This window comes from Aurantimonas sp. DM33-3 (genome assembly GCF_014334315.1).
GTDB lineage: Bacteria > Pseudomonadota > Alphaproteobacteria > Rhizobiales > Rhizobiaceae > Aurantimonas > Aurantimonas coralicida.
Genome location: NZ_JACSGS010000008.1, coordinates 139,587 through 160,565 on the forward strand (window position 1 = coordinate 139,587; position 20,979 = coordinate 160,565).

Here is a 20,979-nt window from a genome sequence, read left to right on the forward strand (position 1 = left end):
GCGACCCTTAAGGTCTATGCCTTGTCGAGACCGTAGACCGAATGCAGCGCCCGCACGGCCAGTTCGGTGTAGTCGCCGTCGATCAGGATCGAGATCTTGATCTCCGACGTGGTGATGGCGCGGATGTTGACGCCGCGATCGGCCAGCGCCTTGAAGGCGGTGGCGGCGACGCCGGTGTGGCTGCGCATGCCGACGCCGATGACCGAGACCTTGGTCAGACCCTGCTCGCTCTGGATAGCGTCGTAGCGCATCTCCGTCTTGGCCTTCTCGAGGACGGCGGTCGCCTTGTCGAGATCGCCGGCCGGGACCGTGAAGGTCATGTCGGTGGAGGTGCCGGCCTCGGAGATGTTCTGGACGATCATGTCGACATTAACGCCGGCTTCGGCGAGCGGCCCGAAGATGGCCGCGGCGACGCCCGGCTGGTCCTCGACCCGGCGCAGCGAGATCTGCGCCTCGTCCTTGGCGTAGGCGATGCCTGTGACGACCTGCTGTTCCACGATTTCATCCTCGTCGCAAATGAGGGTCCCCGGCGGGTTGTCGAAGTCGCCCATGCCGGGCGCGTCCGGGTCCTCGAAAGAAGAACGCACGAAGGTCCGCACCTTGTGGACCATGGCCAGTTCCACCGAGCGCACCTGCAGCACCTTGGCGCCGAGCGAGGCCATCTCCAGCATTTCCTCGAAGGAGATGCGGCTGAGGCGCCGGGCCTTCGGCTCGATGCGCGGGTCGGTGGTGTAGACGCCGTCGACGTCGGTGTAGATGTCGCAGCGATCGGCCTTGATCGCCGCGGCCACCGCGACGGCCGAGGTGTCCGAACCGCCGCGCCCGAGCGTGGCGATGCGGTTGTCGGGCGCGATGCCCTGAAAGCCGGCGAGCACCGCCACCTGGCCCTCGGCGAAGCGCCGCACGATCTCGGACGAATCGATCTCCTGGATGCGGGCGGCGCCATGGGCGCCGTCGGTGCGGATCGGCACCTGCCAGCCCTGCCAGGAGCGCGCGTTGACGCCCATCGCCTGCAGCGTGATCGCCAGGATGCCGGCCGTCACCTGCTCGCCTGACGCGACCACGGCGTCGTATTCACGCGCATCGTGGATCGGCGAGGCCTCGCGGCACCAGCCGACGAGCTCGTTGGTCTTGCCCGACATCGCCGAGACGACCACGGCCACGTCGTGGCCCGCGTCGACCTCGCGTTTCACATGACGCGCGACATTGCGGATGCGGTTGACGTCGGCGACGGAAGTGCCGCCGAATTTGAGGACGAGTCGGGCCATGGGATCGGCATTCGGTGGTTCGACAAGATGTCTGGTGAACTGACCCCGAACGGTCCGGCGTCGCGAAACGGCCGGACATGTCCGAAGGACCCAGCACGCGGCGGGCGGGGGTTCCCTAGCCGATGCGACCTCAAACCGCAATGTCGCCGCGGCTTGCGGACACCATCTCGCATCGTCTCCGCCGCGCCGCCACGCTTGACTTTGGCCGGCCGGAGCGAACATGCCGAACCACCACGACAGGCAACGAGGACGAGATGAGCGCACCCGACGGAACGACGATCGACGCGGCCGAGGTCGAGCGATTCTCGCGCCTGGCCCAGGAATGGTGGAACCCGGTCGGCAAGTTCAAGCCGCTGCACAAGTTCAACCCGGTGCGGCTGGAATATATCCGCGAGCAGCTGGCGATGAATTTCGACCTGGACCTGTCCGCCGACAAGCCGTTCGACGGCCTGTCGGTGCTCGACATCGGCTGCGGCGGCGGGCTGATCTGCGAGCCGATGGCCAGGCTAGGGGCCAGGGTCGTCGGCGCCGACGCCTCGGAGACGAATATCGAGGTCGCCAAGCTGCATGCCGCCGAGAGCGGGCTTGCCATCGACTACCGCGCCACCACCGCCGAGGCGATCGCCGAAGGCGGCGAGACCTTCGACGCGGTGCTGGCGCTGGAGATCGTCGAACACGTCTCCGACGTCGACCTGTTCCTGACCTCCTGCGCGGCGATGGTGAAACCGGGCGGGCTGCTCTTCGTCGCCACCATCAACCGCACCTTCAAGGCGCTGACCTTCGCCATCATCGGCGCGGAATACGTGCTCGGCTGGCTGCCCAAGGGCACCCATCAATATGAGCGGCTGGTGCGGCCGAAGGAGATCGGCGATCCGGTCGAGGCGGCAGGGCTGTCGATGATCGACGAGGTCGGCGTGGTCTACCACCCGCTCGCCGACGCCTGGAAGCGTTCGCGCGACACCGACGTGAACTACATGGTCCTCGCCCGCCGTCCCTCGGCCTGAGGAGCGCGGAGCCGGCCTCACGGATCCGTGTTCAAGCTGGAGACAAGGCTCGAATGCGATGCTCGTCCTGCGGGCGTCGTGAGCGCACCGAGGCATGCATCATGGAGCTGAGAACCAGCACGTGTAGAGACCCAAGAGGACGTCATGGTATCGCCGAGATCAGACAGCATTCCCAATGAGGCCAACTGTCCTGTCCATCTGGAGATCCTGGCCCTCCTGCTGCGCTCCGACGACGCGACGAAGCAGGCGCTGATCCGTGAGATCCCGGGCCCGACCCGCGCCCGCCTCGCCTTCTTCTGCTACAACCGCGTGCATCTGCGCGGCCTCGCCTTCCAGATCACCGCGCTGTGCGAACTGGCCGATTTGCGCACCATCGCCGGCGCCAAGGGCGACCTTCTCTACAGCCAGGCCACCGAGCAGGGTCTGTTCGAGGATGGCGAGGGCGGCCCGCGGCGCCACAAGGGCGTGACCCTGGCGCGGACCGCACGCGGCTGAGGCCGACAGGCGGTCTTCCGTTCCCGGCTTCGGTCAGTTCTTGTCTTCGGGCAGCGGCGGCAACGGCAGCGCCGCGACCCCTTCCTCGCCGAGGCTCTTGACCTCCTGCGGCGACGCCTCGCCGTAGATCTGGCGCTTCTCGCTCTCGCCGTAATGGATGCGGCGCGCTTCCTCGGCGAATTTCGGCCCGACATAATCCGACTTGGCGCGCAGCTCCCGCGCGATCGCCTGCAGCTTGGCATAGACCGCCGCCGCATCGCCGCCGGCATAGCGGGCCTCGGCCGGCGCGGCCGGGCCCTCGGCCACCGCCTGCGCCCGATCGCCTGCCGCGCTTTGCCGCCCGGATTTGGCGACCGCCGGCTTCATCAGCGCCTTGGACACATCCGTCGATCCGCAGACCGGGCAGCACACCAGCCCGCCCGCCGCCTGGCGCTCGAAATCCTCGCCGGAGCGGAACCAGCCGTCGAAGGCATGGGAGGCAGGCTGACAGCGCAGCGCGAAACTGATCACTCGGCCGCCTCGCGGGCACCGGTCACCGCCACCTCGGCATCGCCGACGGTGAAGCTGCGGGCATTCTTCAGATTCGGAACCTTGCCGCGCGCGGCGGCAACGGCCGCCGTGTCGATATCGGCGAAGGCCACGCCCGGCGCGTTGCCCTCGACCTCGGCGATCACCGCGCCCCAGGGATCGACGATCAGCGAATGGCCGTAGGTCTCGCGCCCGTCCTCGTGGCGGCCGCCTTGCGCGGCGGCGATGACGAAGGCGCCGTTCTCGATGGCGCGGGCGCGCAGCAGCACATGCCAGTGGGCCTCGCCGGTCTGGCGAGTGAAGGCGGCGGGCGCAGTCAGGATCTCGGCGCCGGCCAGCGCCTCCTCGCGGAAGAGATGCGGAAAGCGCATGTCGTAGCAGATCGCGAAGCCGAGCCGCGCGGTCCCGTCGGCAAAGGCGAGATCGGCCAGCACCGCGGCGCCGCCGGGGCGATAGGTGCGCGATTCCCGCCAGCTCTCGCCATTGTCGAGATCGACGTCGAACATGTGGATCTTGTCGTAGCGCGCAACACGCTGGCCGTCCGGCGCGAAGAGCAGCGCCCGGTTGGCGACGCGCCCGTCATCGAGCGCCACGGCGATCGAGCCGAGATGCAGATGGATGCCGTAGCGCCGCGCGAGTTCGCTGGCGGTGGCCACGAGGAGATCGTCGTCCTCCGTCCGCAGCCGGTCCATCAGCGCCGCGCGGTCGCGTTGCAGCATGCCGGTCATTTCCGGCGACTGGACGTAATGCGCGCCGCCCGCCGCCGCCTCGGCCACCAGCGCGTCCAGCGCCGCGGCGTTGTCGGCCGGCTCGCGGCCGGAGCGCATCTGCAGAACCGCGGCGCGAAACGTCGTCATGGCATGTCCTTCAAGAGGCTGGCCCTTCCCGAGGCGTGCGCCCCCGTCAGGCGGCCAGCAGCGGGTCCAGCTTGCCGGCGCGCTCCAGGGCGTAGAGCTCGTCGCAGCCGCCGACATGGGTGTCGCCGATGAAGATCTGTGGGAAGGTGGCGGCGCCATTGCCGCGCTCGCGCATTTCCTGGCGCAGCTGCGGCGAGGACGAGGCGTCCTTTTCCTCGTAGGCCACGTTCTTCTGGTCGAGGAGCTGCTTGGCGCGCGAACAGAAACCGCAGAGCTGTCGGGTGTAGATCGTCACATTCGGCATGGAGTGTCATTCCCAGCTGGTTGAGGACCAGCATATGGCTTCACTCGGTGCCGGTCGCAACCCTTGCGAAGGTGAGCACGTCGACGTCGCGGGCCCCGGCCCGCTTCAGCGCCCGGGTGGCGCTCGCGACGGTGGCGCCGGTCGTATAGACGTCGTCGACCAGCAGCACCCGCTTCCCGTCCAGCTCGTCGCGGCGGGTCTCCACCACCTGGAAGGCGCCGCGGACATTGGCGCGGCGCTGGGCGGGACCGAGCCCGACCTGGCTGCGCGTCGCCTTCACCCGCTTCAGCGACAGCGGCGAGAAGGACAGCTTGGCGCCGCGCGCCACCAGCCGGGCGATCTCCGCCGACTGGTTGAACCGCCGCCGCCACAGCCGGCCGGGATGCAGCGGTACCGGCACGACGACCTCCGCATCGGCGATCAGTTCGGCGCCGGCGCGGCTCATCCAGCCGGCCATCAGCGGCACCAGATCGGTGCGGTCGGCATATTTCAGCGAGCTGACGAGGCGCGCCGCCAGATCCTCGTAGAGCACCGCGGCGCGCAGCCGGGCGAAGGGCGGCGGCTCGGCGATGGCCTCGGCGGAGAGGAAGCCCTTGCCCAGATCATAGGCGAAGGGTAGCCCGAGAACCTCGCAATAGGGACGTTCGATGAAACGCAGCTTCGGCCAGCAGGCGCAGCACACCGTGCCGGAACCGGTGACCGCCGCCTGGCAGCCGGGACAGACAGGCGGAAAGAGCAGCCGGCCGAGGGAGCCGGTGATCGCCGCCGAACCGCGCCTGAATAAGCTCATCGTTCCGCCCGTCCCTGGTGCGCAGTGCCCGCAGGTCGGATCGGCTTCCTCCTCGATACGCGAAGCCGGTCGCGCCTCCCTGTGCTTGACGATACTCCACCTGCGACAAGCTACAAGCGCCTGTCGCCGCGCCCGACCAGATTGACCGAAGCCGAGAACCCCATGCCCGACGCTCCCGACCATATCGTCTTCGACCGGGCGCTCCTCGACCGCCGCCGCCGGCGCTGGCACGCTGCCGCGACCTCCGACAGCCCGCGCTTCCTCCTGAAGGCCATCGCCGCCGAACTCGCCGACCGGCTGTCGCTGGTCGACCGCAGGTTCGAGACCGCGGTCGATCTCGGCGGCCATACCGGCGAGATGGCGCGCTTTCTGGAACAGGGCGGCCAGGCCGGCCGCGTCCTGCGCATCGAACGCCTGCCCGCCCTTCTCGGCGACAGCGCCATGGCCGTCGTCGGCGACGAGGAGATGCTGCCGCTGGCCGCCGAGAGCGTCGACCTGATCGTCTCGACCCTGTCGCTGCACCTGACCAACGACACGCCCGGCGCCCTCGTACAGCTGCGGCGTGCGCTGAAGCCCGACGGGCTCTTCCTCTGCGCGCTTCTGGGCGGCGGCACCCTCAACGAATTACGCGCCTCGCTGTTTGCGGCGGAAGCCGAACTCCTCGGCGGCGTGTCGCCGCGCGTTGCCCCCTTCGCCGACGTGCGCGATGCCGGCGGCCTTTTGCAGCGGGCCGGCTTCGCCCTGCCGGTGACCGACCAGGACCGGCTGACCGTGCGCTACGATTCGCTGTTCGAGCTGATGGCCGATCTGCGCGCCATGGGCATGGCCAACATGCTGGTCGAGCGCTCCCGCCGCCCCGCCTCGCGCCGGCTGTTCCTGCGCGCCGCCGAAATCTACGCCGAGCGCTTCTCCGATCCGGACGGCCGCATCCGCGCAACCTTCGACGTCATCTACCTCTCCGGCTGGCGTCCGCATGAAAGCCAGCAGAAGCCGCTCAAGCCCGGCAGCGCCAGGGCAAGCCTCGCCGACGCCCTGAAGGATCGCTCCGACAAGCTGTAGGCGGCGACGGCGTCGCGGGCGCGGACACTCTTCGAGGATGGCGTCCTTCTAGAAGCCGTGTTGCCGAAGGGCGTGGGCGATGCCACGCTTCAACGATCCCTCCTTGTAGGGAAAGGCGGCGAAGAAATGCGCACGGGAGAGGCCGCTGCGCCGGCTGCGGACATCCCGCGCCCAGGCGGCCGCTTCCCGGCTGTCGCCGTTCAACTCGCGCGCCACCAGCGCAATCAGGGCGATCAGCACATGGGCCCCCGGCGCCCGCGCCGCCCGATCGCCCCAGACGGCCGCCTCGGCGGTCTGGCTGCGACTGAGGCAGATCAGCGCCCAGGTCCCGAGCATGGCATAGCGGAACGGGTCCAGCGGGCTCAGCGCCAGCGCGCGATCGACATTGTCGCTGCCGTCGAGATTGCGTTCGGTGATCGTATCGGCCCATGCCCTCGCATAGAAACCCTGCGCGTAATTCGGGCTGAGTTCGGTCGACCGGTCGAGCCAGGGCAGGCTGGCGTCGATGTCGCCCGCCAGCCAGAACGACCGGCCCAGGGCGAAATTCGCGAAGGGATCGACCGGGTCCAGCTCGACGCTGCGCTCGGCACATCGCCGGGCCTCGGCCCTGTCGTGCTTGCGGTCGCCATAGCGCAGGAACGCCCCCTGGAAATTGGCGGAGGAGAGACCCGCATATCCCCGTGCAAAGCGCGGCTCCTTCTCGATCGCCAGGGCGAACAGGCTCGTTGCGGCCGCATTGTCCTGGCGGTTGAAGCGATAGAGATGCTTCAGTCCGAGATGGTAGGCCGCCCAGGCGTCGAGGTTCTCCGGGCCCGAAAGGGTCGCCAGGCTGGCCTCGTTCAGCGGGATCCGGACCTCCAGGGCGGCGACCACCTCCGCCACCACCCTCGCCCGCACGGCATGCACGTCGTCGATCCGGGCGTCGATGTGATCGCCCCACAGGATGCTGCCGCTGCGCGTGTCGACCAGTTCGACGATGATGGTGATCGAGGAGCCGAAGATCTCGACGATCCCCGACAGGCAATAGCCGACATTCAGGAGGCGGCCGATCTCGTCGACATCGACCTTGGGCGTGCGGAACCGGAAGGACGAGCCGCGGGCGATGACGTCGAGCCAGCGCAGCCTTGAGAGCGAGGCGATGAGATCGTGGGCGACCGCCTCGCCGATGGCTCCATAGGCCCCCGGCGTGCCGATCGCGCGGAACGGCAGCACGGCGATCGACGGCCGGCCGGCGGGCAGGCCGCGTGTCGCGCTGTCCACCGGGTCGGCGGCAGCCGGCGGCGCGACGACGATCGCCACCTCGCCGACGAAGCGGATACCGCGGCCGTGCAGCGTGCGGATCAGGCGCTGCTGGCGTCCGTTGTCGCCCAGCGCCCGCCGGGCCGACTTGATCCGGCTGGACACCGCGGCGTCGGAGACGGCCCGTCCTTCCCAGATCTTCTCGACGATCTCCTCCTTGGAGACCATGCGCTCGGAATTCTCGACGAGAAGCAGGAGCAGGGCAAAGACCTGCGGCTCCACCGCGACGGGCTGGCCGTCGCGCCGCAATTCGCCCTTCATGGGCTCGAGTTCGAACGGTTCGAAGACGTATCGCATCGACCTGCCTTGCGGGCAGCGTAACCCGGCAGGAGCCTAGCACATCTCCACGAAATCTCCGGGCGCTCTCCACGCCGCCTTCCAGCATCGGCCCGCCGCGCGCGCTAAGCCGTATGGGTCGGCCCGGTCCGACTGCAGCCGACCTCAAGCAATGGAGAACGGATATGCCGCTCGTCGATATTCAACTCATCAAGGGCGTCTTCACGCCGGAGCAGAAGAAGGAGATGATCGAAACGGTCACCGATGCCATGGTCAGGATCGAGGGCGAAGCGATGCGCGGCGTCACCTGGGTCCGGATCCAGGAGCTGGCCAGCGGCGAATGGGGCATCGGCGGCAAGGCGATCACCACCAACGACATCCTGGCGATGCAGTCCGCGAGCGCGCTCGAACACGCCTGACGCAGGACGACGCCGGCCGAGACGGGACAGCATCGCTGCCGGCGGTGCTGTCCTCGCATGCCAGGGTCGAAGCGCGCATTGAGATCACGGGCGTTGCCTGCGCCGTGGCGGCGGGCGCGGCGCCGTCCCGTCCGTTTTCGCTGGCAGCCCTCAGCCGTCGCTTCGGGGTCCGCCGTCGAAGATCGCGGCCAGATCGGCGTCGTTCAGCCGGCGGATCGCGCCGGGCACGAGATCGGCCGGCAGGCTCAGGCCGCCGACGGATTCGCGGTGCAGCGCCTCGACATGGTTCCCCGTCGCCGCGAACATCCGGCGCACCTGGTGGTAGCGCCCCTCGTGAACCTCGAGCAGTGCCTCCTGCGGGCCGACGACCTCCAGCTCCGCCGGGGCCAGCGGCTTCTCCTCGCCCTCCAGCATCAGCGTGCCCGCGGCAAAGAGCGCGGCCTCGTCGCCGGTCATCGGCCGGGCCAGATGCACGCGATAGCGCTTGGCGACATGCCGCTTCGGCGAGATGATGCGATGCAGGAGCTTGCCGTCATCGGTCATCAGCAATAGGCCGGACGTCTCCTTGTCGAGCCGGCCGACCGTCGAGATAGCGGGGTCGCGCCGGCGCCAGCGCTGCGGCAGAAGATCGTAGACCAGCGGCCCCGCCTCCTTGTGCGAGCAGGTCACGCCGAGAGGCTTGTGCAGCATCAGCGCGAAGCCGGGCAAGGGATCGAGCGCCTCGTCGTCGACCACCAGTCGCGTCTCCAGATCGGGCGTCAGCGCGATCCGTTTGTTGGCGTCGTGGAAGGCGGCGCCGTCGAGCCGGATGCGGCCGTTCTTCGCCAGCAGCTGGATCTCGCGCCGCGAGGCGTAGCCCATATTGGCGAGCAGCCGGTCGAGCCGCATTGTCGACGTCTTGCTCACTTGCGCGCCTCGAAGATCTTGTAGCCGGCCTCGTCGGCCAGCGGCTTCACGCTCCTGAAGCTGGTGCGCAGCACTTCCTCGTAGGGCATGTGCCGGTTGGCCACGAGATACAGCGTGCCGGAGCGGCGCAGCATCCGCCCCGCGGCCGTGATGAAGGCCTGGCCGAGCCCGCGATCCTCGATGCCCTCGCTGTGGAAGGGCGGGTTCGAGACGATGAAATGGAGATCGCTCAGCGCCGTTTCGCGGGCGTCGGCCCACACGAAGCGCGCCCGCGGATCGGTGACGTTGACCTTCGACGCCTCGACGGCGCGGCGGTCGATCTCGACCAGCGTCAGTTCCTCGACCGCCGGGGAGGCCAGGACGGCTTGCGACAGGACGCCCAGACCGGCGCCGAGATCGGCACCGCGGCCGGCGAGCTTCGGCAGATGGCGCAGCAACAGCGACGTCCCCGGATCGACCCGGTTCCACGAGAAGATCCCCGGCTGGGAGCGCAGCCCGATCTCCTCGACCGTGACGGGCGCGCCCGCCGCGATCGCGTCCTCCAGGCCGTGCAGCGTCTCCGGCCGCACCAGCGAGCAGACGCGCTGGCGCGACTTGTAATGCTCGGCGACATCGCATCCGAAGGCTTCCAGCTCGCCACGCAGGCGCTGGCCGCCCTTGTCCTTGGCTGCCAGCACCGTCATCGCGCCGCCGGGCGCCAGCGTGCGCAGGGCATGGGCCAAGACGAAGCGCCGCTCGATGGAGCCGGGGGGCGCGGCGATCACAAGTTCGGCGAAGGCCCCGTCGGGCTGGGCCTCCAGCGCCTGGGCGCCGGGCCGCAGCGGCGAGAGCTGCACGGCGCCGGCCGGCACGTCCACGAGACTGGAAAGCGGCGCGCCATAGACGGCGCTGCGCAGCGAGGGGGAAGGATCAAGTTTCGTCACCGCCGTGCCATAGCAGCTTTGCCGCCCCGGCAAAAAGCGGTTTGGCGACAGATCGGCATCGGCCGTACGGGCCTGGGTCGGCCGGGATCGCATCGGAAGCACGGCGCAGGCGTCCAGCGGTCCCTGCGACGCGCCTATGCGTATGCGCCCAGCGCCCTCAGCAGCTGCCGAGGCGGCGGCCGTCGGCGTAGATCACGCAGGGCGCGGCATCGACCGGCTGCAGGACGCTGCGGCGCAGGGTATATTCGCTGGACTTCGCGACGGAGCCCGTCGCCATCATGTCGAGATCGGGACGATGGTCGCCGGCCACATAGCTGGCGCTGCGCTCGGCGATCGGCGGCACCAGCAGCGACAGGAACACCGCCAGTGCGCCGAACAGCAGTGTCGCACGGAACAGACCGGTGCCTGCCGCCGGGATGTCCGACGCCGACTCCTCGATCCGATCCTCGTGCCTGTCGATCGTGCGCATGGTCCCCTCGCAAGGCGGAAGTGAGGGTCCGATGATGCCAGCGGATGGTGAAGGAGCCCTTAAGCCGGGGATGCGCGCCACAGCGCACGCGGCCTTGCACCGCGACCGTCCTGCCGAAGCCCCGGCGGGACGGCTCAGAGCAGCTCGATCAGATGCGGGATCAGCGGCTCGTCGGCCGGCGGCATCGGATAGTCGCGCAATTGCGCCGGCCGCACCCATTTCAGCCGCTGGCCCTCGCGCGGCATGGCGATGCCCTCGTAGCGCCGGCAGACATAGAGCGGCATCAGGAGGTGGAAGTCGTCATAGGAATGGCTGGCAAAGGTCAGCGGCGCCAGGCACGCCGCCTTCGTCTCGATGCCCAGTTCCTCGCGCAATTCGCGGATCAACGTCGCCTCGGGCGTCTCGCCCGGCTCGAGCTTGCCGCCGGGAAACTCCCACAGGCCGGCCAGCGCCTTGCCGGCGGGCCGTTCGGCGATGAGGATGCGGCCGTCGGAATCGACCAGCGCGCAGGCGACGACCAGCAGCAGGCGCTGCCCCGGCCCGCTCACGCGCCGCCGCCCGGTGGGGCGCGATAGACGTAGCGATAGGCCTCGTTGAAGCCGAGCGAGCGATAGAGCGACAGGCCGGCCGCATTGTCGGCCTCGACCTGCACCCAGGCGGTCCTGGCGCCCTTGTGGGCGGTATAGCGCAGCGCCGTCTTGACGAGGTCGCGGCCGACGCCGCGCTGGCGCTCCGTGCGATGCACGGCGACGTCGAGCAGGCCGGCGAGGTCGTTGTCGTGGATCGCCAGCGCCACGGCGACCGGCGAGCCGTCCTTGTTCTCGCGGATGAACAGTCCCGTCGGAGGCCGGATCGATTCCAGCACCCCGGTCAGGCCCGAGCGCAGTGCGGCCGCGCGCTCATGCACCGCCAGGCTCGCCTCGACATAGCGGCTCATGTCGCGGATCGGGATGCGATCCACCTGCCCGGCGAGGTCGAGACTGTCGAGATCGGCGGTCATCACAAGGGATTCGTCGAAGCGCGACCAGCCCTTCTCGTCGAGATGGGCGACGAGGTCGGGCGGGGCCAGCGGCGACTGGCGGACCATGATCGAGCGGCCATGCTCGGCAAAGGTCTTGGCCGCCCGCTGCAGGCGCGAGGGAATGTCGGAATTGTCGGACGGATCGAGCGGATTGACGGAGTTCAGCCGCTTGGCCGGGAACGAGGCGGTGACGCGCACCGCCCAGGTGCCGTCGAACCCGGTCGAGGAGGCGGGCCAGGCGCGAAAGCCCGCCGCCTCCAGGCGTCGCACCACGGCCAGCTGCCGCATCTTCTCAGCTTCGGTAATCGCCATTGATCGCGACATATTCCTTGGTGAGATCGCAGGTATAGACGGTCCAGCGCCCCTGCCCGAGGCCGAGATCGACCCGGATCGGGATTTCGGCATGGCGCATCAAGGCCGCCGCGGCGTCTTCGGAATAGTCCGGGTCGCGCTCGCCGTCGACGGCAACGCGGATGTCGCCGAAATGGATCGCCAGCCGGTCGCGGTCGGCTTCCTCGCCGGCCTTGCCGACGGCCATGACCACGCGGCCCCAATTGGCATCCTCGCCGGCGACGGCGGTCTTGACGAGCGGCGAATTGGCGATCGACAGGGCGATGCGCTTGGCCGCCGCGTCGCTGGTCGCGCCCTCGACGGTGACCTGGATTTCCTTGCGGGCGCCCTCGCCGTCCCGGGCGACCTGCCGGGCGAGATCGAGAAGCAGCTCGCTCAGCGCCACCCGGAAACCGTCGAGCCGCGGATCGTCGGCGGTCTCGATCGCAGCGCCGCCGCGCGCCGCGGCCGCGCCGGTGGCGAACAGCAGCAGCGTGTCGGAGGTCGAGGTGTCGCTGTCCACCGTCACCGAATTGAAGCTCGGCGCGACCGCTTCCGTGAGCATCGCCTGCAGGGCCGGCGCGGCGATGGCCGCATCGGTCGCCACGAAGGACAGCATCGTCGCCATGTCGGGCGCGATCATGCCGGCGCCCTTGGCGATACCGTTGATCGTCACCGTTACCCCGTCGATCGCCACCTGGCGGGTGGCGAGCTTGGGATAGGTGTCGGTGGTCATGATCGCGTCGGCGGCAGCGCGCCAGCCATCGGCGCCCGCCGTTTCCGCAAGGCCGGCCAGGAGACCGGTGAACTTGTGGGCGTCGAGCGGCTCGCCGATCACCCCGGTCGAGGCGAGGAACACCTCGCGCGGCGTCGCACCGACGGCGTCGGCGGCGGCCTCGGCGGTGGCTTCGGTCGCCTGCCGGCCGCGCCGGCCGGTGAAGGCGTTGGCATTGCCGGAATTGACCACGACGGCCCGCGCCGTGCCGCCGGAAAGGCTTGCCCGGCAATGGTCGACCGGGGCCGAGGGGCAGCGCGAGGTGGTGAAGACGCCCGCGACCGCGGCCGGCGCGTCGAACACCATCATCAGGACGTCGGTGCGCCCCTTGTACTTGATCCCCGCCGCGGCCGTGGCGATGCGCATGCCGTCGATCGGCGGCAGCGCGGCCAGTTCCGTGGGGGCGAGAGGCGAGACCGTGGTGGGCTGGGCCATGGGGATCGCCGACCGCTTACTGCTCGGCGGGCGCGGCCGGAGCGGCCGCGGGATCCATCGACTTCTCCAGCGCCTCGACCTGGCTCTTCATCGCCGGGTCGACATATTCGACCGGCAGCTCGTCGCGGGCCTTCTGGACGAGGCCCATATATTTCTCGCGCAGCACGACCTGGCGGACCTGGTCCTTCACCGCGTCGAATTCGGGCTTCGGCGCCTCGCGCTTCTCCTCGACCTTGATCACGTGCCAGCCGAACTGGGTCTGGACCGGCTCCTTGGTGTAGGTGCCCGGCTCCATGGTGAAGGCCACCTTCTCGAATTCCGGCACCATCTGGCCGGCGCTGAAGAAGCCCAGGTCACCGCCCTCGGGGCCCGAGGGACCGGTGGAGCTTTCCTTGGCGAGCTCGACGAAGTCGGCGCCGCCGTCGAGCTTGCCGATCACCGCCTTGGCCTCTTCCTCGGTCTTCAGGAGGATGTGGCGGGCATGGACCTCTTCGGTCGCCGGCATCGCCGCGACTTCCTTGTCGAAGCGCGCCTTCAGCTCTTCCTCGGTGATGTTGGCGACGCCGTTGCGGGCGAAATAGGCGTTGTGCAGCGTGCGCTCGCGCAGGAAGTCGATCTGCGCGGCGACCTCGGGGTCGTCCTGCAGCGTCTCGGCCTCGGCCTGGCGCGCCAGTACCTTGATGTCGATCAGCGCCGACAGGACGGCGAGCTTGCGCTGGTCGGCCGGCAGGCGGGCGAACTGCTCGCCGACCTCGGCCGCGGCCGCCTTCAGGTCGCGCTCGGTGATCTCTTCCGATCCGACCCGGGCGACGACGTCCTCGTCGGCGGCACGGGCAGTGGTGCCGAAAGCGGCGAAGACCAGCGCGCCGGCCAGAAGGGTCGAACGAAAAGCGGTGTTCATGGCAAAGAACGTCCTTGCGATAGCGTTGGATGGGCAGTCCGAGGGAACGGGAGAGAGGGCCGAAGGTGCCTGCGGCAAGAGATGCAGCCGCTTCTGTTCGTCCCGCCTCGACGGCGCGGTCGCCTCCCGGGCGCGCCGTTGACATCGGTTTGGCCCCCTCTTATCTCTCGCGCCAACCGAAAGTCCAGCCGACTTCCGCAAAGTTTGAAGCCTCCCGAAATTCTGCAAGTTGGTAGGATCGGTGGCATCGGCCTGCAAGCCGGCCACGGCATCGACGGTGCGATATCTTTTGGAAGGACCGGTTATGGTCAGTATTGGCGGGCTCGCCCGTAAGTTGTTGGGTTCGGCGAACGACCGGGTCGTTCGACGCTACGACGCCCGGGTCAAGGCGGTCGCGGCACGCGAAGCCGACATCGCCGCCCTCACCGACGACGAGCTGCGGGCGCGGACCGAGACGTTCCGCAGCGAAATCGCCGCCGGCAAGACCGTCGACGATCTGTTGATCGAGGCCTTCGCCGTGGTGCGCGAGGGCGCCAAGCGTGCCCTCGGCATGCGCCATTTCGACGTCCAGATGATCGGCGGCATGGTGCTCAATTCGGGCGCCATCGCCGAGATGAAGACCGGCGAAGGCAAGACCCTCGTCGCCACCCTCGCCGTCTATCTGAACGCGCTCGAGGGCAAGGGCGTCCACGTCGTCACCGTCAACGACTACCTCGCCCGCCGCGACGCGGAATGGATGGGGCGTCTCTACCGCTTCCTCGGCCTGACCGTCGGCATCATCGTCCACGGCATGTCCGACGAGGAGCGCCGCGCGGCCTATGCCTGCGACGTCACCTACGCGACGAACAACGAGCTCGGCTTCGACTATCTGCGCGACAACATGAAGTACGAGCGCAGCCAGATGGTCCAGCGCGGCCATCGCTACGCCATCGTCGACGAGGTCGATTCGATCCTCATCGACGAGGCGCGCACGCCGCTGATCATCTCCGGTCCGCTCGACGACCGGTCCGAGCTCTACATGACGATCGACGGGTTCATCCCGCAGCTCGACAAGAGCGACTACGACATCGACGAGAAGCAGCGCACGGTGACCTTCACCGAGGACGGCACCGAGAAGCTGGAGCGGCTCCTGGAGGCCGCCGGCCATCTCGTCGGCGATTCGCTCTACGACATCGAGAACGTCGCCATTGTCCACCACGTCAACAACGCATTGAAGGCCCACGCGCTGTTCCAGCGCGACAAGGACTACATCGTGCGCAATGACGAAGTGGTCATCATCGACGAGTTCACCGGCCGCATGATGCCGGGCCGCCGCTTCTCGGAAGGCCTGCACCAGGCGCTGGAAGCCAAGGAAGGCGTCACCGTCCAGCCAGAGAACCAGACGCTGGCCTCGATCACCTTCCAGAACTATTTCCGCATGTACGACAAGCTGGCCGGCATGACCGGTACGGCCCAGACGGAAGCCGCCGAATTCGGCGACATCTACGGCCTGGACGTCATCGAGATCCCGACCAACCTGCCGATCCAGCGCATCGACGAGGACGACGAGGTCTATCGCACGGTCGAGGAGAAGTTCCGGGCCATCAGCCGCGAGATCCAGGACTGCGCCAAGCGCGGCCAGCCGATCCTCGTCGGCACGACCTCGATCGAGAAATCCGAGCTTCTGGCCGAGCGCCTGCGCAAGGACGGGCTGAAGGACTTCCAGGTCCTCAACGCCCGCTACCACGAGCAGGAGGCCTATATCGTCAGCCAGGCCGGCGTGCCGGGCGCGGTGACGATCGCCACCAACATGGCCGGCCGCGGCACCGACATCCAGCTCGGCGGCAATGCCGAGATGCGCATCGACCGCGAACTCGCCGACATGGCCGAGGGACCGGAGCGCACCGCCAGGGAAGAGGCCATCAAGGCCGACATCAAGCGGCTGAAGGAAATCGCCATCGAGGCCGGCGGCCTCTACGTGCTGGCCACCGAGCGCCATGAAAGCCGGCGCATCGACAACCAGCTGCGTGGCCGCTCCGGCCGCCAGGGCGATCCGGGCCGCTCCAAGTTCTATTTGTCCCTGCAGGACGACCTGATGCGCATCTTCGGGTCCGACCGCATGGATTCGATGCTGACCAAGCTGGGTCTCAAGGAGGACGAGGCGATCGTCCATCCGTGGATCAACAAGGCGCTGGAGAAGGCCCAGAAGAAGGTTGAGGCCCGCAATTTCGACATCCGCAAGAACCTTCTGAAGTACGACGACGTGATGAACGACCAGCGTCGCGTCATCTTCGAGCAGCGCATCGAGCTGATGGATTCCGAGGAGCTTGACGAGGCCGTGGCGGACATGCGCCACGCCACGATCGAGGGCATCGTGTCGCGGCACATTCCGGAAAAGGCCTATCCCGAGCAGTGGGAGACCGAGGCGCTGAAGGCGGAGACGCTGGAATACCTCAATCTCGACCTGCCGATCACGGATTGGGCGAACGAGGAAGGCATCGCCGAGGACGACATCCGCGAGCGCATCCGCGAGCATGCCGACCGCGCCGCCGCCGAGAAGGCCGAGCGCTTCGGCCCGCAGGTGATGACCTATGTCCAGCGCAACATCGTCCTGCAGACGCTGGACGCCCTGTGGCGCGAGCATCTGGTCAATCTCGACCATCTGCGTTCGGTCGTCGGCTTCCGCGGCTACGCCCAGCGCGATCCGCTGAACGAGTACAAGTCGGAATCCTTCGAGCTGTTCGAGGCGATGCTGGGCAATCTGCGCGAGCGCACCACCTCGCAGCTCACCCGGGTCGAGATCGTCCAGCCGGAGCAGCGCCAGCCGGCACCGCAGGTCCCGGCGATGGAAGCGCATCATGTCGACGCCACGACCGGCGTGGACGAGATGGGCGACGGCGCCGCGCGGCTGACCGCCAACTTCACCCCGGCCGCCGCCGACGGCCTGCGCCGCGATCCGGAGAACCCGGACAGCTGGGGCCAGGTCGGCCGCAACGAGCCCTGCCCCTGCGGGTCCGGCAAGAAGTTCAAGCACTGCCACGGCGCCTTCGTCTGAGGCAGACCGCAGCGACAACATCGAGGCCGCCGGATCCGAAAGGTCCGGCGGCCTTTTTCGTGGCTTGTGTGTCTTGCGCTGGGGCGCGCGTCGCCGTGAGGGTCGCGGTACAGACCCCACCAGGCAGCCCGCTCTCACCGACCGTGGCCGCGCCTCCGAATGGCCCTGCGGCTCCCGCCCGGACACGAAAAAGCCCGCGACGGAGGCCGCGGGCTTTTCCTAAACCGGATGGTTCGGCAGGGCCTGCTCGCCCCGCCGCCGTCCGGCTGCGCTATTTCAGGAAGCTCGAGAAGATCGAGCCGCCGCCACCGCCGACGCGGTTGCCTTCGCGGTCATAGCCCTCGCGGCGATGCTGCTCCTGGGCATAGGCCTCGGGCGTGATCGGCTGGCCGGTGCGATAGCTGAAGGTCGAGGTCTCGGCGAAGTCGCTCGGCGAGAAGCTCGAGGCGATCTTCTCTTCCTCGGCATGGTCGGCTTCCACCTTGGCGACGACCTGCGCCGGCAGGGAGAAGTCCGGGCAGGCGCCCGTGGCCGACAGGCCGGCGACCGTCTCGGCGCTCTGGTCGAAGACGTAGCGGCGGTCGCAGACGCCGACATTGGGCTGCTGGCGGGTCATCTCGAAATAGTCCGAGCCCTTCTTCAGCATCTTCCAGAAGTCGTAATGCTCGGAATTGCGGTGCCGCGCCATGTTCTTCGGCGTCATGCGGAAGGGATAGGCCTGGATCTGGAAGGCCCGCTGGCCGCCCTCGAAGGAATGGCGGGCGAGCGAATAGATTTCCTGCACCTGCTCGTCGTCCATGGCGTAGCAGCCGGACGAGTTGCACGAGCCGTGGATCATCAGATGCGAACCGGTCCGGCCATTGGCTCGGTCATAGGTGTTCGGATAGCCCATGTTCAGGGCGAGATGGTAATTGGAATTCGGGTTCAGCTGGGCCGGGGTCACCGTGTAGAAGCCCTCCGGCGCCTGACGGTCGCCTTCCTTCTTCTTCGGGCCGAGCTTTCCGGACCAGGCGCAGATCTCGTAGGTCTTCAAAAGCGCGTAGGTGCCGTCGGTCTTCTGCTTCCAGACCTCGAGGTCCGACTCTTCTTTGTAGAGGCGGACGAGGATCGGCGACTTGACGCCCATTCCGTTGGACTTGATCGCCTGCACGAGAGCGGCCGGCAGCGGCGCTTCGGCGGGCAGCAGATCTTCGTACTGGCAGGCGGAAACTGCGAACATGGCTGCCGCAAGCGCGGCGGCCGTCACGAGGCGTCGAAACAACATCCCCTCATCCCCATCGCATTGACGGCACTTTGGCCGTCCCCACTCGGACCGGCGCCTGCGAAGCGTCCGGACCATCGCGGCGGCCATATCCCAGTCGGATATCCCGTCGCATGCCTTTCCCCGTTCTGCCGCAACCGTCGTTAAGCAATCGTTAATGTTCAAAATTAGATCGATTGCCGGCGACAGGCCGGACGACGACAGGCTGCGTTGATTGCGCCCCTCACCTTACGTCGTCCGGGAGCATCCTTGCAGAGCTTGAAGCCCAAGGGAACGGGAGGGCGTTGCCGCCCGGCAACAGGCTTTAGAGATTCCGCCCGATGGCGAGGAACTTTTCGCGACGCTGGCGGCGCAGGCCGTCGCCGTCGAGCTCGGCCAGTTCGGCGAAGGCGGCGCGCACGCGCTCGGCGGCGGCCGCGATGCCCTCGGCGGGCGCCCGGTGGATGCCGCCCAGCGGCTCCTCGACGATGCCGTCGATGATGCCGAAGCCGGCGAGATCCTGCGCGGTGATCTTCATCGCCTGCGCCACATCGCGGGCGCGGGTCGCGTCCCGCCACAGGATCGAGGCGCCGGCCTCCGGCGAGATCACCGAATAGATGGCGTGCTCGAGCATCAGCACCTTGTTGGCGGTGGCGATGGCGATGGCGCCGCCCGAACCGCCCTCGCCGATGACCAGCGAGACCATCGGCACGCGCAGATTGAGGCAGGCCTCGGTGGAGCGGGCGATCGCCTCGGCCTGGCCGCGCTCCTCGGCGCCGATGCCCGGATAGGCGCCGGCGGTGTCGACGAAGGTCAGCACCGGGATCTGGAAGCGCTCGGCGAGCTCCATCACCCGCACCGCCTTGCGGTAGCCCTCGGGCCGGGCCATGCCGAAATTGTGCTTCAGGCGGGTCTGGGTGTCGGAGCCCTTCTCCTGGCCGATGACCGCGACGGACTGGCCGTCGAAGCGGCCGAAGCCGCTGATGATGGCGTGGTCTTCGGCATAGAAGCGGTCGCCGGCCAGCGGCACGAAATCGGTGATCAGGGCGGCGATGTAGTCGAGGCAGTGCGGCCGGTCGGGATGGCGCGCCACCTGGGTCTTCTGCCACGGCGTCAGCTTGCGATAGAGATCCGCCAGCGCCTCGCGGGAGCGCTTCTCCAGCCGCTGGATCTCGTCGGTGACGTCGACGGCGTCCTTGCCCTCGATCTTCTTGAGTTCCAGGATCTGGCCTTCGAGATCGGCGACCGGTTTTTCGAAATCGAGATAATTATGCATGGGTGCGCGGCGTCGAGCCGTCCTTCGAGATTTTGGCGACCGGACGCGACGGCCGACTGACCGCAGGGCGCGCGGCGCACGAGGGTCTGGCCCGCATGCGCCCCGCCCGCGGCGCAACGTCTGTGTTGCGGCGGAAACTGGCCATGCGCCGCACCCTTGTCAAGAAAACCGTGCGGCGCATCAATGCCGGCTCTCGTCCGACAGGGGATGATGGTCGGTGACCAGCCGGATCAGCCGCTCTTCCAGCACATGGGTGTAGATCTGTGTGGTCGAGATGTCGGCATGGCCGAGCAGCTCCTGCACCGCCCGCAGATCGGCGCCGTTCTGCAGGAGATGGCTGGCGAAGGCGTGGCGCAGCACATGCGGCGAGATCCGTTCGGCGGGAATGCCGACGCGGGCGGCCAGCGCCTTCAGGTCGCGGGCGAAGGCCTGGCGGGTCAGATGGCCGGTCTCCGACAGGGCCGGGAACAGCCAGCGCCCCTCTTCGGAGACGCCGGCAAGTTTCATCGCCTCGGCAAAGCGGGTCAGCGCATCGCGAGCGGCCTCGCCGATCGGCACCATGCGCTCCTTGTCGCCCTTGCCGCGCACGACGATCATGCGCTGGCGGCCGCGCAGCACGGCCCGCGGCAGGCTGACCAGTTCGGAGACGCGCATGCCGGTGGCGTAGAGCAGTTCGACCAGCGCATGCATGCGCGCGGCCCGCACCAGCCGGGCGGGCGACTGTTCGGGATCGACCGCCTCGGCGGCGGCCCGGTCGAGCAGCCGGTCGACCTCGTCCTCGCTCATCACCTTGGGCAGCGGCCGCTTGCGGCGGGCGCCCTCGATCGGACCGGTCGGATCGTCGCCGCGCCGGCCCTCCACATAGAGGAAGCGGTAGTACTGGCGCAGCGCCGACAGCCGGCGCGAGCGGCTGGTCTCGGCAAAGCCGCGGGCGGCGAGCCGGCCGACATAGGCGCGGATGTCCTCGGTGGTGGCGGTCATCAGCGAGCCGCCCTGCCCGGCCATGAAGCCGCTGGCGTCCTCCAGATCGCGGCGATAGGCGGCGACGGTGTTGTTGGCCGCGCCGCGCTCGACCGCCATCATCTCCAGGAAGGTCTCGATGTCCGCGCCCTCGCGGGCCGAAAGCCCCGTGGCGGCGGGCGCGCCGGGGGCCGGCGCCGGGCTCATGGCCGCGCGCCGCCGCCCGTGCCGGCGGGCTCGGTGGACGGCATCGGAATCTCGACGGTGGTTTCCCGGCGGGTCGGATCGACGAAGTAGACGAGCGCCGCCATGATGCCGTAGATGATGGCCGCAAGGATCAGGAGCGTCGTCAGGAGGCGGACGAGTGTCGGCATCGCGGTCTGGCGAACTCACCTTGGTGTGGGCGTCCC

Annotated in this window: 22 protein-coding genes; 5 read left to right on the plus strand and 17 right to left on the minus strand. The window is 68.5% G+C overall.

Annotated elements, in window-relative coordinates:
• Positions 1–14 precede the first annotated feature (14 nt).
• A complete protein-coding gene (locus H9Q09_RS12880) occupies positions 15–1,268 on the minus strand; it encodes an aspartate kinase (protein WP_024349903.1) in 1,254 nt (417 codons plus the stop codon).
• Between the two features lie 254 nt (positions 1,269–1,522).
• On the opposite strand from H9Q09_RS12880, the gene ubiG reads away from it, so the two are divergent.
• On the plus strand, positions 1,523–2,272 hold the full coding sequence (ubiG, locus tag H9Q09_RS12885) for a bifunctional 2-polyprenyl-6-hydroxyphenol methylase/3-demethylubiquinol 3-O-methyltransferase UbiG (RefSeq protein WP_187391372.1): 750 nt from the start codon (positions 1,523–1,525) through the stop codon (positions 2,270–2,272).
• Between the two features lie 144 nt (positions 2,273–2,416).
• Positions 2,417–2,767 (plus strand): hypothetical protein, encoded by a 351-nt coding sequence (locus H9Q09_RS12890; protein ID WP_009210701.1) that lies wholly within the window; start codon positions 2,417–2,419, stop codon positions 2,765–2,767.
• Positions 2,768–2,800: 33 nt separating this feature from the next.
• Here H9Q09_RS12890 and H9Q09_RS12895 read toward each other — a convergent pair whose 3' ends face one another.
• The 4 genes from H9Q09_RS12895 to H9Q09_RS12910 are packed head-to-tail and all read right to left on the minus strand — an operon-like array spanning position 2,801 to position 5,246.
• A complete protein-coding gene (locus H9Q09_RS12895; protein WP_187391373.1) occupies positions 2,801–3,277 on the minus strand; it encodes a DUF1178 family protein in 477 nt (158 codons plus the stop codon).
• Entirely contained in the window at positions 3,274–4,152 is an 879-nt protein-coding gene (locus tag H9Q09_RS12900; RefSeq protein WP_187391374.1) for a carbon-nitrogen hydrolase family protein, read from the minus strand. Before H9Q09_RS12900 ends, H9Q09_RS12895 begins: the two co-directional genes overlap by 4 nt.
• Before the next feature lie 46 nt (positions 4,153–4,198).
• Positions 4,199–4,456 (minus strand): glutaredoxin 3, encoded by a 258-nt coding sequence (grxC, locus tag H9Q09_RS12905; protein WP_024349899.1) that lies wholly within the window; start codon positions 4,454–4,456, stop codon positions 4,199–4,201.
• A gap of 40 nt (positions 4,457–4,496) precedes the next feature.
• Positions 4,497–5,246: a ComF family protein gene (locus H9Q09_RS12910; protein WP_187391375.1), complete on the minus strand. Its 750-nt coding sequence runs from the start codon at positions 5,244–5,246 to the stop codon at positions 4,497–4,499.
• Between the two features lie 162 nt (positions 5,247–5,408).
• On the opposite strand from H9Q09_RS12910, the gene H9Q09_RS12915 reads away from it, so the two are divergent.
• Entirely contained in the window at positions 5,409–6,305 is an 897-nt protein-coding gene (locus H9Q09_RS12915; protein WP_187391376.1) for a methyltransferase domain-containing protein, read from the plus strand.
• A gap of 48 nt (positions 6,306–6,353) precedes the next feature.
• Here H9Q09_RS12915 and H9Q09_RS12920 read toward each other — a convergent pair whose 3' ends face one another.
• Entirely contained in the window at positions 6,354–7,901 is a 1,548-nt protein-coding gene (locus H9Q09_RS12920; protein ID WP_187391377.1) for a winged helix-turn-helix domain-containing protein, read from the minus strand.
• Between the two features lie 164 nt (positions 7,902–8,065).
• On the opposite strand from H9Q09_RS12920, the gene H9Q09_RS12925 reads away from it, so the two are divergent.
• Positions 8,066–8,299 carry a tautomerase family protein gene (locus tag H9Q09_RS12925; protein WP_024349895.1) on the plus strand — a complete coding sequence of 78 codons (234 nt, stop codon included), beginning with the start codon at positions 8,066–8,068 and terminating at the stop codon, positions 8,297–8,299.
• A gap of 150 nt (positions 8,300–8,449) precedes the next feature.
• Here the strand turns inward: H9Q09_RS12925 and H9Q09_RS12930 are convergent, their stop codons facing one another.
• The 7 genes from H9Q09_RS12930 to H9Q09_RS12960 form a co-directional block, all read right to left on the minus strand.
• A complete protein-coding gene (locus H9Q09_RS12930) occupies positions 8,450–9,205 on the minus strand; it encodes a 16S rRNA pseudouridine(516) synthase (RefSeq protein ID WP_187391378.1) in 756 nt (251 codons plus the stop codon).
• Complete coding sequence (locus H9Q09_RS12935; protein ID WP_187391379.1) at positions 9,202–10,128, minus strand: methyltransferase; 927 nt, start codon at positions 10,126–10,128, stop codon at positions 9,202–9,204. The genes H9Q09_RS12930 and H9Q09_RS12935 overlap by 4 nt, the downstream gene beginning before the upstream one ends.
• Before the next feature lie 157 nt (positions 10,129–10,285).
• Complete coding sequence (locus H9Q09_RS12940; RefSeq protein WP_187391380.1) at positions 10,286–10,597, minus strand: hypothetical protein; 312 nt, start codon at positions 10,595–10,597, stop codon at positions 10,286–10,288.
• Between the two features lie 134 nt (positions 10,598–10,731).
• Positions 10,732–11,145: a (deoxy)nucleoside triphosphate pyrophosphohydrolase gene (locus H9Q09_RS12945; protein ID WP_009210710.1), complete on the minus strand. Its 414-nt coding sequence runs from the start codon at positions 11,143–11,145 to the stop codon at positions 10,732–10,734.
• Complete coding sequence (locus tag H9Q09_RS12950; RefSeq protein ID WP_187391381.1) at positions 11,142–11,942, minus strand: GNAT family N-acetyltransferase; 801 nt, start codon at positions 11,940–11,942, stop codon at positions 11,142–11,144. Before H9Q09_RS12950 ends, H9Q09_RS12945 begins: the two co-directional genes overlap by 4 nt.
• A complete protein-coding gene (gene argJ / locus H9Q09_RS12955; RefSeq protein WP_187391382.1) occupies positions 11,911–13,158 on the minus strand; it encodes a bifunctional glutamate N-acetyltransferase/amino-acid acetyltransferase ArgJ in 1,248 nt (415 codons plus the stop codon). Before argJ ends, H9Q09_RS12950 begins: the two co-directional genes overlap by 32 nt.
• 16 nt (positions 13,159–13,174) lie before the next feature.
• Entirely contained in the window at positions 13,175–14,059 is an 885-nt protein-coding gene (locus tag H9Q09_RS12960) for a peptidylprolyl isomerase (RefSeq protein WP_228240066.1), read from the minus strand.
• A gap of 304 nt (positions 14,060–14,363) precedes the next feature.
• Here H9Q09_RS12960 and secA point away from each other — a divergent pair, with 304 nt between their 5' ends.
• Entirely contained in the window at positions 14,364–17,093 is a 2,730-nt protein-coding gene (gene secA, locus H9Q09_RS12965; protein ID WP_187391384.1) for a preprotein translocase subunit SecA, read from the plus strand.
• 271 nt (positions 17,094–17,364) lie between these two features.
• Here secA and H9Q09_RS12970 read toward each other — a convergent pair whose 3' ends face one another.
• From H9Q09_RS12970 to H9Q09_RS12985, 4 genes are all read right to left on the minus strand, one after another.
• The gene (locus H9Q09_RS12970) at positions 17,365–18,357 is read right to left on the minus strand and encodes a murein L,D-transpeptidase family protein (protein WP_187391385.1); all 993 of its coding nucleotides are present in this window, start codon (positions 18,355–18,357) and stop codon (positions 17,365–17,367) included.
• A gap of 301 nt (positions 18,358–18,658) precedes the next feature.
• Entirely contained in the window at positions 18,659–19,609 is a 951-nt protein-coding gene (locus tag H9Q09_RS12975) for an acetyl-CoA carboxylase carboxyltransferase subunit alpha (protein WP_024349886.1), read from the minus strand.
• A gap of 180 nt (positions 19,610–19,789) precedes the next feature.
• Positions 19,790–20,776, minus strand: a complete 987-nt coding sequence (locus tag H9Q09_RS12980) for a site-specific tyrosine recombinase XerD (protein WP_187391386.1) — start codon at positions 20,774–20,776, stop codon at positions 19,790–19,792.
• Positions 20,773–20,943 (minus strand): hypothetical protein, encoded by a 171-nt coding sequence (locus H9Q09_RS12985; RefSeq protein ID WP_187391387.1) that lies wholly within the window; start codon positions 20,941–20,943, stop codon positions 20,773–20,775. The genes H9Q09_RS12980 and H9Q09_RS12985 overlap by 4 nt, the downstream gene beginning before the upstream one ends.
• Positions 20,944–20,979: the final 36 nt, after the last annotated feature.